Below are 12959 nucleotides of genomic sequence, written 5' to 3' on the forward strand. Positions count from 1 at the left end.
TGGCTGAGACCACGTTAAGAGCACGCAAGGACCACATGGCCAGGGCGTGACGTCCTCGTCGAATGGTTCAGAGCATCCCTAGCTGGCGCTCCGCAAGCGCACGTCCACGTAGTGATCCAGGCCATCATCGAACAGCAAAATGCATTGATCCGCCTGCGGCTTGCCATCCAGGCTCAGTTGGATGCCGTCGATGAGATCGTCGGTGCGAGTAACGGTAATGTGGTAGTCGGTCTCGTGGTGCCGGTAGTCCAGCTTGAACGAGGCCCAGTCCGGCGGCAGTACCGGCGTGATGCACAGGCGTTCGCCCTCCAGCTGAAGTCCCAGCAAGGATTCAATGATCAGGCGATACATCCACCCCGCCGAGCCGGTATACCAGCTCCACCCGCCCCGCCCCACGTGTGGGGCCACGGCGTAGACATCGGCCGAGACCACATAAGGTTCCACCTTGTAGGTGTCGATCGCCTCGTGGGTCAATCCATGGTTTACCGGATTGATCATCCGCAATAACTCCCACGCACGTGCACCGTCGCCAAGCTTGGCGAAGGCCATCGTCGCCCAGATCGCCGCATGGGTGTACTGGCCGCCGTTTTCGCGCACGCCAGGCACATAGCCCTTGATATAGCCTGGATCGAGTGCGGATCGATCGAACGGAGGATCGAGCAGCTGGATCAGCCCCACGTCACGACGCACCAGGTACTGATCCAGCGATTGCATGGCCTGCCGGGTGCGCTGCTCACTTGCCGCGCCCGAAAGCACCGACCAGCTCTGCGCGATCGAATCGATCCGGCATTCATCGTTGCTGGACGAGCCCAGCGGTGTGCCGTCGTCGAAGTAGGCACGGCGATACCATGCGCCATCCCACGCGTGCGCTTCGAGATTGACCTGGAGCTTGGCCGCTTCAGCCTCGCAATAGGTCGCGAACGGCACGTCGCCCCTGCCGCGCGCGATCGGTGCGAAGCGCAGCAGCACGTCGTAGAGGAAAAAGCCGAGCCAGACACTCTCGCCGCGGCCATGCTCGCCGACCTTGTTCATGCCGTCATTCCAGTCGCCGGCACCGATCAGCGGCAGTCCGTGGACGCCACGTGGCGAGGCGTGCCGAATGGCCCGCACGCAATGCCCGTACAAGCTCTCGTGCAATTCCGAGCGAGCCGGCAGGTCGTAATAGGACTCTTCATCCGGATTGACCAGCCGCCCTTCCAGGTAGCCGGCACTTTCATCGAGCACGCCATGGTCGCCCGTCGTAAGTACATAGCGGCTGGTTACCAGCGGCAGCCATAGATAATCGTCGGAACACTGCGTGCGCACACCCCGATCCAGCGGCGGGTGCCACCAATGCTGGACGTCTCCCTCGACAAACTGGTGGGCCGCACATAGCAACAGGTGCTGTCGTACACGATGTGGACTGGCGTAGATCATCGCCATCGAATCCTGCAACTGATCGCGGAAACCAAACGCGCCGCCGGACTGGTAGTAGCCACTGCGCGCGAAAAAGCGGCATGCCATGGTCTGGTACATCAGCCATCCGTTGGCGAGTACATTCACCGCCGGATCGGGCGTCTGCACCTGTACCTTGCCGAGCGTCCAGCGCCAATGCATGCGTACGGCGTCAAGCACCGAGGTCGCCGTGCCCTGCCCTCGCAGTCGCTGCACCATGTCGCTTGCTGCCTTCGCATCGCCGGCAACGCCCAATCGAAAAATAATCTCGTACTCATCGCCATCGTCCAGCTCGAAGGCCAACTGCAGGGCCGCGCACGGGTCCAGCCCCGCACCGACCTGGCCCGAGAGACGCGCATGCGCCATCGCCGCCGGCGCCTGGCGATTGCCGTTGCGGCCAAGAAATTCCGCGCGATCACCAGTGAGCGTTCGCGCATGATGGTGCAGGTCAAAGAATGCCACCCGACCCGGAAACTCCATGTTGTAGGCATTGCGGGCGAAGATGGCGCCGGTCACCGGATCCGTTTCGGTCACCACATGCATGGCCGTGCGCGAGCGCAGATCACCCAGCACCCATTCGACGTAGCCCGTGGCGGAAAGCCGCCGTACCCGGCCGGACGTGTTGCGTATCTTCAGCACGTTGAACTTGACCGGGGCTTCCAGATCGACATACGTCCACAGCTCGCTATGGATACCGCGCTCGTCATGCTCGAACACCGAATAGCCGAAACCGTGACGGGTCCGGTAAGGGCCGCTGCCACGTCGCGGCAAGGGCGTGGGCGACCAGTAGTGACCCGACTGTTCGTCGCGCAGGTAGATGGCCTCGCCGCTGGCGTCCGTGACGGGATCGTTCGCCCATGGGGTGAGACGGAATTCGTGCGCGTTCTCGGCCCAGGTATAGCTACCGCCGCTTTCGGATACCACGCAGCCGAACTGCGGGTTGGACAGCACATTGGACCACGGCGCGGGCGTTGGCTTGCCTTCTTCCAGGTCGATCACATACTCGCTGCCATCCGCACTGAAGCCGCCATAGGGATTGGTCAACGACAACCCTTCCCGCGTCGACGGAGGTGGCGCTTCAGGCTCTGGCGCGTCGCCATAGCTGGCCGTGATCCTCAGTGGCGCCGGCCGCGTGCGCAAGCGCCGACGCCCCACCTGCTCGGCCAGGCTGCCCGCATTGTCGAAAAGCACCAGGCGCGCTGCCGCCTGCACCAGGACGCGATCCTCATTGGATATCTGCTGGACCGAACGCACGAAGATGCCGCCTGGGCGATCGATCAGGCTCGCCTCCACGCCCGAGGCGATCAAGCCCATGATCATGTCCTGCAGTTGTTGACGGTAGCCGGCGTGATCCTCGTTCCAGACCACCAGATCCACCGTCAGCCCCTTGAGCCGCCAGTACGCATGCGCTTGCACCATCTGCCGTACCAGTTCGATATTGGACAGGTCGCCGATATGCACGAGTGCAATGGGCAGGTCACCCGAGATCGACTGTCCCCACAGGCCCGATTGGCCACGACGGTTGGCGCGCAGAATGCCCGTCTCGGCGCGCAATGCAGGGTTCGCGTAGATGATGGACGTGGCCATCTGTTCGTACAGCTGCGCATCGGCCAGACTCGCATTGAGTTGGCGCAGCAACACCTGGCTGTGGGTCCAGGCCAGGTCGAACACGCGGTCGGCCAGATGGCGATCGCGATACTTCGCGATCAGCCCCAGGCAGGCATCGCGCGATTGGCCGACGCCGGTTACCAAGTCCACCACGGCCGAACGCCCAGGTTCCAGCGAGATGCGGCAGCGGATGGCCACGATGGGGTCAAGGACCGAACCCTGACTGTTCGACAGGCGACGGTGGTTGTCGCCCTGGCCACTCATCACCTGGGGACGGGCCACGCTGCATCCGCGCCCGATGAAGCGGGCACGATCGGTCTCGTATGAGATTTCATCGACATCGGCGTCATGCACCGCCATCAGGTGGCACATCCACGGCACGGTTTCCTGGCTCGATCGCGGACGCCGGGTGCACATGATGGCCTGCAAGGCCGGCAACAGTTCCGTCTGCACAAACAGGTTGCTGAAGGCGGGGTGCATCGCATCGGCGATGGCCGGGGCGAGCACCACCTCGGCATAGCTGGTGACTTCGATAGTGCGCGATGTTCGGCCGCGATTGGTGATGCGGATGCGGCGAAGCTCGATGTCGTCCTCGGGCGACACCACGATCTCGGTATGCGCGTCGAAGTCCTGCTCGCGCACGCGAAATTCCGCGCGCGCATCGGAGAAGATCGCCTCGTAGTGCTCAACTTCCCTCAGCGCCGGCTGATGCGAGCTCGACCAGAACTCACCGCTGGCTACATCACGCAGATAGCAGAACATGCCCCAGTTGTCGCAGCTGATGTCTTCCTGCCAGCGAGTGACGGCCAGTTCGCGGCAGCGGCTGTAGCCGCCACCGGCACTGCTCACCATCACGTGATAGCGACCATTGGAAAGCAGCTGCACCGCCGGGCGCGCCCGGTCCGGATCGGTAAACACGCGCAAGGTCGGCTCGGGCGATGGCGCCATCGTGTCGAGCGAGGGGAATTCCGTCGCGTGCACAAACTCCACCGCCGCCCTCGGAACGCGTTCCTGCAACAGCAGCAGGGTTGCCTGCAGCGAGGGGTCGGACTCGAATCGCTTCTGCATCGGCCGCTGCTGCAGCAGGTAGTCCAGGGCCAGCAGACTCATGCCCTGGTGGTGTGCCATGAAGGAGCGGATGACTGCGGCCTCCTGCCCGCGCGGCAGGCGGGCGGGCGTGTAGTCAACCGCCTCGTAAAGACCAAAGCGCCCTTCCAGGCCATCACCTACGAGCCTGCGCAGGTTGGCGCTCGCCGCAGCCGGCGCCACCATCAAGGCCAGCACCGTGGCATAAGGCGCAACCACCATTTCTTCACCAAGGCCACGCTTGAGGCCAAGCCCCGGCACACCAAAGGCCCGGTACTGGTAATTGAACTGGGCGTCGAACGTGTTGTAACCCGATTCGGAAACGCCCCATGGCAGGCCCAGATGGTCACCGTATTCGATCTGCCTTGCGACGGCGGCCCGGCAAGTCTGGTCGAGCAAGGTGTCGCCGTAGCTGGGCATGACCAGCATCGGCATCAGGTATTCGAACATCGAGCCCGTCCAGGACAGCAGCACGGGCAGGCCCGCTGCCGTGGTCAAGAGCCTTCCCAGGGTGAACCAGCCTTCCTGGGGCAGTTGCTCTTGCGCGATCGCCACAAAGCTTGCCAGCCGCGCTTCCGACGCAAGCAGATCGTAGAAACTGGTATCCAGCCGGCGCTCATCCACGTTGTAGCCGATCGAGAGCAGATCGCGCTGACCGTCGTATAGAAAATCAAAGTCCATCACCGCCATCTCGCCGGCCTGTTTGGCAAGCCTGTCGATGGTGGCCAATAGCCTGGCCGCCTGCGCCTGCGCTTCGCTGTCGCTGTCCGGATCGATCTGTGTGGCCTGACGCAACGTCGGAAGATGGGCTTGCCCATCCACTGCCTCGATCGCCGGCAGGCGCGTCAGCTGGCGTGTATGGCCATGGATGTCGCGGCATTGCTCCAGCAAGGCTTGAATCCAGTATTGGACCTCGCCGCCATCCTGCGCGTGCAGAGACGCCGCCACGGCCTCACTCTCGGCCAGCAATTGCCCAGCAACCGCCTGGGCGTCGTCCATGCTCGTTGGCGAGGCTTCCATGGCTGCGCGCAAAGCGAGCCGCAAGCCATCCAGCGAGTCGGTGGGCCCGCTGGTGTCCAGCACCGCCTTGCGCAAGACGTCGAGCGTATCTTTCAAGCCTTCGAGCAGGCGTACATCGAACAGTGTGTTATCGGCCAGGGCCAGCAGGCCCGCACGCAGCGTAAGCAGGTGTCCCGCCAGATTTCCACTGTCCACCGAAGAGACGTAGCACGGCGGCAACGGCCTGAGCGTGAGCGTGTCGTACCAGTTGTAGAAGTGCCCTCGATAGCGCTCCATCGACTGCATGGTATGCAGTGCCTTCTCGGTGCGGTCGAGCAGACGCGTCATGGTGACATAGCCAAAATCGTAAGCCGCCAGATTCGCCAAGAGCGACAAGCCCATATTGGTGGGCGACGTGCGGTGCGCCACCACGACAGCCGGCTGCTCCTGCATGTTGTCCGGCGGAAGCCAATGGTCCTCGGGGCCGACATGCGTCTCGAAAAACGCCCAGGTCTTGCGTGACAGCATACGCAGGAATCGCAGCTCGCCAGCAGAGGGCGTATACGCTTCACGTCCGATGGGCCGGCTGATCCACCACGCGAGCATCGGCGAGACAAACCAAAGCAACAGGAAAAAGCCGGCCTCCGGACTCATCGCCGGCTGCCAGCGCAAAAGCCCCGCGGCCACGGCGATGGACAGTGCCGGCGAGACCCACATCAGGCGATAAAAGCCGGCCAGGCTCCCCGCACTGGATCGCTCGGTATCCCTGGAGACGCTCCACTGAAGCATGCGACGTCGGCTGAAGCACATGCGCCAGAGGGTGCGAAGAATGGCGTCGAGGCTGTATAGCGCCTCGTGTGGCAACCAGGCCAGCAATACCAGCGCATGCAGAAAGTGCTGCCCGCTGGACTGAAGCGCGACGCGGACATGCTGACCGAGCTTCATGTCGCGCGACTTCCTCAGCAGGTCGACCAGCGAGGCCAGCAGCGGCGGCACCAACACGACCGCGAGAATGGCGGCGGTCCACCATGGCCGCCGGGGCACGCAAAACCAACCGACCAGAAGCAAGGCCAGCAATGAAGCCGGCACCAGGCTGCGACGCAGGTTGTCAAGAATCTTCCAGCGGGAGAGTGTTGAGAGGGGATTCCATTCGCGCAGCCCCTCCTGGGTGGGCGTGCGCAGCATCAACCAGGGCAACAGTTGCCAGTCACCGCGAATCCAGCGATGACGACGACTCACGTCGGAGCTGTAGCGGGACGGATATTCCTCGTAGAGCTCCACGTCGCTGATCAAGCCCGAGCGCGCATAGCAGCCCTCCAGCAAATCGTGGCTGAGGATGCTGTTGTCGGGAAAGCGCCCGCCCATGGTGGCTTCAAACGCATCCACGTCATAGACGCCCTTGCCTATGAAGGATCCTTCATGGAAGAGATCCTGGTAGACATCGGAAACCGCCTGCGTATAGGGGTCGACGCCGGCGCCGCTGCTGAACAATCGCGTATAGGCGGACCGCGTTGCGCTGGCAAGACTCACACCGACCCGGGGCTGCAGAATACCGAAACCCGCGACGACACGTCGGCGGTCCGCATCAATCACCGGCCGGTTGAGGGGATGGTCCATGGCGCCGACGAACTGGTGCGCCGAATCGCGAGGCAGCTGCGTATCGGTATCCAGCGTGATGACGTACTTGATCTTGGCAAGCAAGTCGCGGCGACCGACGATCATCAGGAACCGTTCGCTGCTGCCTCCGCGCAAGAGTGCATTGAGTTCAGCGAGCTTTCCGCGCTTGCGTTCGTATCCCATCCACAGCTGGTCGGCCGGCTCCCAGCGGCGAGGCCGATGCAGCAGGAAGAATCGATCGCCTTCGGCTTCGGCATAGGTGGCATTAAGCGCCTCGATACGCTGCCGGGCCAAGGCCAGCAACGAGGCGTCTTGCTCCAATACCTCCTGCTGCGCATCGGCGAAGTCAGACAGCAGCGCGAAGTGGAGGAAGCTGTCGCGATTGGCCAGGAAACGCACTTCCAGTCCATCGATGAGATCAGCGACGTCCTGCGGGGTTGAAAACAACGACGGCACCACGACCAGCGTGCGCGCCTGCTCGGGCAGGCCGGAGGAATAGTCCATGCGCGGCAGCATTTGCGGCTTGACCGTGATGGTCGCCAGCCAGTTCACCAGGGCAATGGATAGCTGACTGGCGGCCAGCGCAAGAGGGACGGCCAGGATGGCGCACAACCAGGTGCGCAAGCCGCTGTGGTACAGCGCCGATACCAGCGGCCACACGAACAGCAGCGTCGCCAGCAGGATCAGTCCGAGATAGAGCTTGAGCGGCGGCCGCGAAAGAAAGCGCTGCCAGGTAACAGACAAGCTTCGACCCGAGCCGATCCGTCGCTGCAGGCTGGGGAGGCCCTTGTCGACGAGATACCAACCAAGATGCGTCTCGACGGAAGCCTGGCCGGACTGCGAAAAACTGTCTTGCGACAGATCCAGGGCGGCTCGCGCGACCTCGCCTTCCGCAAGCGCGCTCTGCCGGGCAAGCCGCTCCACCACGTGGCGGTAGTGATCTCGCGTGGCGAAATCCATCTTCGGATAAACCCCGGAGGGATCCAGGCGCAGCGTGTGCTCAACCACACTCGTGCTCTCCACGAATTCGCGCCAATCCATGGCCGACAGCATGCGCAGGCTGCCGATGCTGTTGCCAATGGAAACTTGGTCAGCCGCTTGCTGCTGAGTCTCCATTTGCACGAGATGTTCAATGCTCAGGCCCGACTCGGCGAGCCGTTGCTCAATCCAGTTCAGCGGCAGCGCCAACGCAGGCCCCTGCCCTTGCAGGCGCCGGGTCAGTTCAGCAACGAACGAACCGGACATCGATGGATCCGATCGCGCCATGTCGGCAACGGCGAGCACGACGCTCTTGGGATCGGTTTCGGTGATCTCCGTCATCCGGTCAGCCCACTGGGCCGCCAGGCCGCGGTCTTTCCATTCGACCAGGACGCGGGCGGCCACGCGGCGCAGGTTCTCTATCAGCGCCAGTCGAAGCATGATCGGGATCGCCCAAAGCTCACCCAGCGTCAAGGGCGACACGGTTTGATACGAGGCGATGAAGCGCGTGAGGCTCTCGCTGTCGACGCGGCCATCGCCGTGCGAAATCGTCTCCAACGCGATGTCGTAGACGCGCGGAAGTCCCGCCGACGCACCGCTCGCGAGGCTGGGGAGCTCGCGGCTATAGCTTCTTGGCAGATGCCTCTGTGCAATGCGGACTTGCTCTTCGACAAGATAGTAGTTGTCGAGCAGCCACTCGCCCGCTGGCGTGACGCGACGGCCAGCCCTGATGGCGTGCGTCAGCTTTTCGCAGGTGCGCGCCAATAGCAGCTTGTTGTCCGCGAGGCGTGCCAGCAGGGGGTTTGCCTTCGACTCGGCGATGGCTCGATGCCTGCCCGCCAGCACCGCGCCGTACAGATCCATTTGATCGGCACTGAAAAGCTCCGATCGAAGTGCCGGTTGCTGCTCGATGCTTTCGCGAGACGTGGACGGTCGACTTAGCGCGACCCAGGGTGAACGAATCTTCATGGAGGCGAACGGGTTGCCGATCTTCAAGGGTCGCTGTCCCTTCGACAGATCATTCGGCGCGGCAAGTAGCCGCAAGAAGATGTCGTTGCAGGCATGCGCCAGCCTGTCTCCGGGAACGGGAAGCTGTTGTAACCCAGGCTCGGGGACGGTCGCGTGAAAGCAGCCTTCGCGGCAACGCCGCCGGTACGCAGCAGGCGCGCACGCATCGACCACGGACAATGCTCGGAAGGCACCGACCTCAGGGCGCCCCTGAACAGTTCTGGCTGTTGGACGGCTGCCATCCTATGATCGGCGTGTCGCAGCTCGATGAGGAACCATCGACTCATGCCATCCGACACGCCGATTTCCCGCGCCGGGCGGGCTGTGGACGCGGCGCCAGGGTGGTGGCGCTGGCTGCCCGGCCTGGTGATGCTCAAAGAGTATCAGGCTGCCTGGCTGCCAAAGGACATCGCCGCCGGACTGGTCCTGACGACCATGCTGGTGCCCGTGGGCATTGCCTACGCCGAGGCCTCTGGCGTCCCTGGTGTCTACGGGCTCTACGCCACCATCATTCCATTGCTTGTATACGCCGTGTTTGGTCCCAGCCGAATCCTGGTGCTTGGCCCGGACTCCTCCCTCGCGGCGCCGATCCTTGCCATTGTCGCGCCCATCGCCGCCGGCGATCCATCGCGTGCCATCGCCGTCGCCAGCATGATGGCGGTCGTCTCCGGCCTGTTCTGCATCGTGCTGGGACTGCTGCGCCTGGGCTTCATTACCGAACTGCTGTCCAAGCCGATTCGCTACGGCTACATGAATGGCATCGCACTCACCGTTTTGATCAGCCAGTTGCCGAAGCTGTTCGGGGTGTCGATCGATAGTCAAGGACCGCTAAGGGATCTTTTGAATCTGGGGAAGGCAATCGCTGCGGGACAAACCAACTGGTATAGCTTTGCGGTGGGCGCGGTGAGTCTCCTGATTATTCTGTCCCTCAAGCGCTTCAAGGGACTGCCAAGCATCCTCATTGCCGTTGTCGTGGCGACCTTATGCGTCACGGTTTTCAACCTCGACCGGGTCGGCGTGAAAGTACTCGGCACGATTCCTCATGGCTTGCCGACGTTTGCGATCCCGTGGGCAAGTGGCGCCGATTTACTGCAGATCCTTATCGGCGGCTGTGCGGTCGCGCTGATTTCATTCGCGGATACCAGTGTGCTGTCGCGAACCTTTGCGGCGCGGTTCCATAGCCGCGTCGATCCTAACCAGGAGATGGTGGGCCTGGGGGCGACGAATCTCGTGGCGGGTTTCTTTCAGGGCTTTCCGATCAGCAGCAGTTCGTCGCGCACTCCGGTGGCCGAAGCGGCGGGGGCACGGACGCAGTTGACCGGCGTCGTCGGGGCGCTGGCCGTGGCCGTGCTGCTGTTGGCGGCACCGAATCTGATGCGCTACCTGCCCAACAGTGCGCTGGCAGCGGTGGTCATCGCGGCGGCGTTTGGATTGTTTGAATTTGCCGACCTCAAGCGTATCTACCGTATCCAGCAATGGGAGTTCTGGCTTTCACTGGCATGCTTTGCCGGCGTCGCGGTATTCGGCGCCATACCGGGTATCGGCCTGGCGGTGGTGATCGCGATCGTCGAATTCCTCTGGGATGGCTGGCGACCGCATTACGCCGTTCTGGGTCGTGTGGAAGGCCTGCGCGGATATCACGATATCAAGCGCTATCCGCACGCCGCGCAGATCCCGGGGCTGCTGCTCTTTCGCTGGGATGCCCCGCTGTTCTTTGCCAATGCCGAACTGTTCCAGGACCGTCTACTGGAAGCCGTCGAGCAATCGCCAACGCCCGTTACAAGGGTCGTCGTCGCGGCCGAACCCGTCACCAGCGTCGACGTCACCTCCGCTGACATGCTGCGGGATCTGAGCCGAATCCTGAGGGAGCGCGGAATCGCCCTGCATTTTGCCGAGATGAAGGATCCCGTTCGCGACAAACTCAAACGCTTCGAGTTGACGGATGTCATCGGAGATCAGAGCTTTCATCCTACGTTGGGCAGCGCGATCGATGACTATCTCAGGGAACCATGATGGTGTCGGGATCAGCTGGTGCCTGGACCAATGCAAACCCATACCCGCCCAGCGAGGACGATGGAATGACCTGCAGACGACGCGAGGTTCTTGGAGCGAACTTCGCAGATCGCCTACTATGGAAGCATGCTCGATCACGCTGACTTGCCCGTTTCGACGCTGCTGAATGCAGTGACACGCGATGGATTCGCTTTTGCCGCAGGCGACGGCATGCGTCCACTGCTGGAGTCGCTCGGGGATCTGTCTGATTGGGCCGCGTTCGCGGATAGCTGGAACAGCCTGGCGCCCGATCCGTATTTGGCGGCAAAGGGGCGCTTTCGGCGCAGGCGCCACGCGACGTTTTCCGCCGTGGCAAAGGGCCCCGTGGTGCTGGAACCTCACCAGGCGCACTTTCAGGCGCTGCAATACAACGCGCTGCAAGGCGATATCCAGCGATGGTTCGAGCCGATTTCCGCCGCCGTCGTGGCTAGCTCCACCTTGCGCACCATCCTCACCTTCTGCCACGCGTTGTTTGGGTCGCTGGCCTCTGCTACGCCTCGCTGGCATATCGAGGTCCATCAATTCCGCATCGAAGCCACCGCGGGCGCCGCTGGCGAGCCGACGCCGGAAGGCAGTCATCGTGACGGCGTTGACTACGTCCTGGTGCTATTGGTGAATCGCCACAACATCGCGAGCGGCACGACGACCATCCATGCGCCGGACGGGCGGCTGCTAGGGGAATTCACCCTTGCACATGCCTTGGATGCGGCGCTGATTCACGACCCCAGGGTCTTCCATGGGGTGACTCCGGTGACGCCGCTCGTCGCCGATGAACCTGCGTTTCGTGATGTGCTGGTGGTGACCTTCCGGGCATCACCGCCTGCTCAGCCGGCGAACTCCGCCTGATTGCCGCTGACCGCGTCGAGTCTTCGAGATCATGGTAGACGACGTGAAGACCGCGACGGGCGATGCGCCTGTTGGCATGGCCGATGGCCACCGGGCCAAGAACACGCAGGGGCGGTCCAATTCGCTATGCTGCGCGGAACGTGGACGTCGCGCTATCGGACCTTCCGAAGGATCCCCATGACCTCCGTTCGTTTGACCGACCTCGCTCATGGTGGTGGCTGTGGCTGCAAGCTTGCGCCGGCCGTGCTGCGGCAACTGCTCGCCAACAAGCCCGCAACGATGGCGTTTGCGCAACTCCTGGTGGGTACCGAGTCCAGCGACGATGCGGCGGTGTGGCAGGTTGATGAGCGCACTTGCGTCATCGCCACGACCGATTTCTTCATGCCGGTGGTCGACGATCCTTATGATTTCGGCTGCATCGCCGCGGCCAACGCGCTATCCGACGTGTACGCGATGGGCGGCAAACCGATCATGGCCCTGGCCATCCTGGGCATGCCGCTGAACAAGATCGACGTGGAGACAGTGCGTGCGATTCTCGCCGGCGGCGAAGCAATTTGCGCGCAGGCGGGAATTCCCATTGCCGGCGGCCACTCGATCGATTCGGCGGAGCCGATCTATGGCCTCGCCGTGATCGGGTTGTGTGCGCCCGCCAACGTGCGCCGCAACTCCACTGCACGATCGGGCGACGCGCTGATCGTGACCAAGGGCATCGGTGTCGGCATCTATTCGGCAGCATTCAAGAAGCAAGTCCTGGCGGCCCCTGCGTACGCGGAAATGCTTGCCTCGACCACCCTGCTCAACCGCATCGGCCACGAATTGGCCGAGGATGTGGACGTCCACGCGATCACCGACATCACCGGTTTCGGCTTGTTGGGGCACGGCCTGGAAATGGCTGTCGCCAGTGGCGTGCGACTCAGGATTGAACAGGCGCGCATTCCTTTTTTTGCCGAGGCTGAGGCTTTGGCCGAAGCTGGCTACGTGACGGGCGCCTCCGAGCGAAACTGGAACAGTTACGGCGAGCGCGTCACCCTGCCGCCGGACCTGCCGGCATGGCGTCGCGCCCTGTTGACCGATCCGCAAACCTCGGGCGGCCTGTTGGTGGCGTGCAAGGCCGAGCGAGCCGAAGCCATCCGGACCATGATCGAGGCCGCCGGCTATCCACGCGCAAGCATCATCGGAGTAGCGGCGGCGGGCACGCCGGGCATCGAGGTGGTGTGACCAAGCCGCCAGTAAAGTGGCGGAAGAGAGTGGGAGTCGAACCCACCCGAGACAGTCTGGCTGCCTCACCCGGATTTGAAGTCCGGACGTCCCACCGGAGACGATTCTCTTCC

Annotated in this window: 4 protein-coding genes and 1 tRNA gene; 3 read left to right on the forward strand and 2 right to left on the reverse strand. The window is 63.1% G+C overall.

Going from position 1 to position 12959, the window contains the following annotated elements:
* Positions 1-78: 78 nt before the first annotated feature.
* On the reverse strand, positions 79-8691 hold the full coding sequence (locus tag ACT01B_RS12180) for a GH36-type glycosyl hydrolase domain-containing protein (RefSeq protein ID WP_445143524.1): 8613 nt from the start codon (positions 8689-8691) through the stop codon (positions 79-81).
* A 324-nt stretch (positions 8692-9015) separates the two neighbouring features.
* Between ACT01B_RS12180 and ACT01B_RS12185 the strand changes: the two genes are divergently transcribed.
* The 3 genes from ACT01B_RS12185 (at position 9016) to selD (ending at position 12846) form a co-directional block, all read left to right on the forward strand.
* Positions 9016-10743: a SulP family inorganic anion transporter gene (locus ACT01B_RS12185; protein WP_445143525.1), complete on the forward strand. Its 1728-nt coding sequence runs from the start codon at positions 9016-9018 to the stop codon at positions 10741-10743.
* A gap of 126 nt (positions 10744-10869) precedes the next feature.
* Positions 10870-11628 carry a 2OG-Fe dioxygenase family protein gene (locus ACT01B_RS12190; protein WP_445147476.1) on the forward strand — a complete coding sequence of 253 codons (759 nt, stop codon included), beginning with the start codon at positions 10870-10872 and terminating at the stop codon, positions 11626-11628.
* A 177-nt stretch (positions 11629-11805) separates the two neighbouring features.
* A complete protein-coding gene (gene selD, locus ACT01B_RS12195; RefSeq protein ID WP_445143526.1) occupies positions 11806-12846 on the forward strand; it encodes a selenide, water dikinase SelD in 1041 nt (346 codons plus the stop codon).
* Between the two features lie 17 nt (positions 12847-12863).
* Here selD and ACT01B_RS12200 read toward each other — a convergent pair.
* Positions 12864-12959, reverse strand: a tRNA-Sec gene (locus ACT01B_RS12200).

The organism is Dyella sp. Tek66A03 (assembly GCF_052567735.1).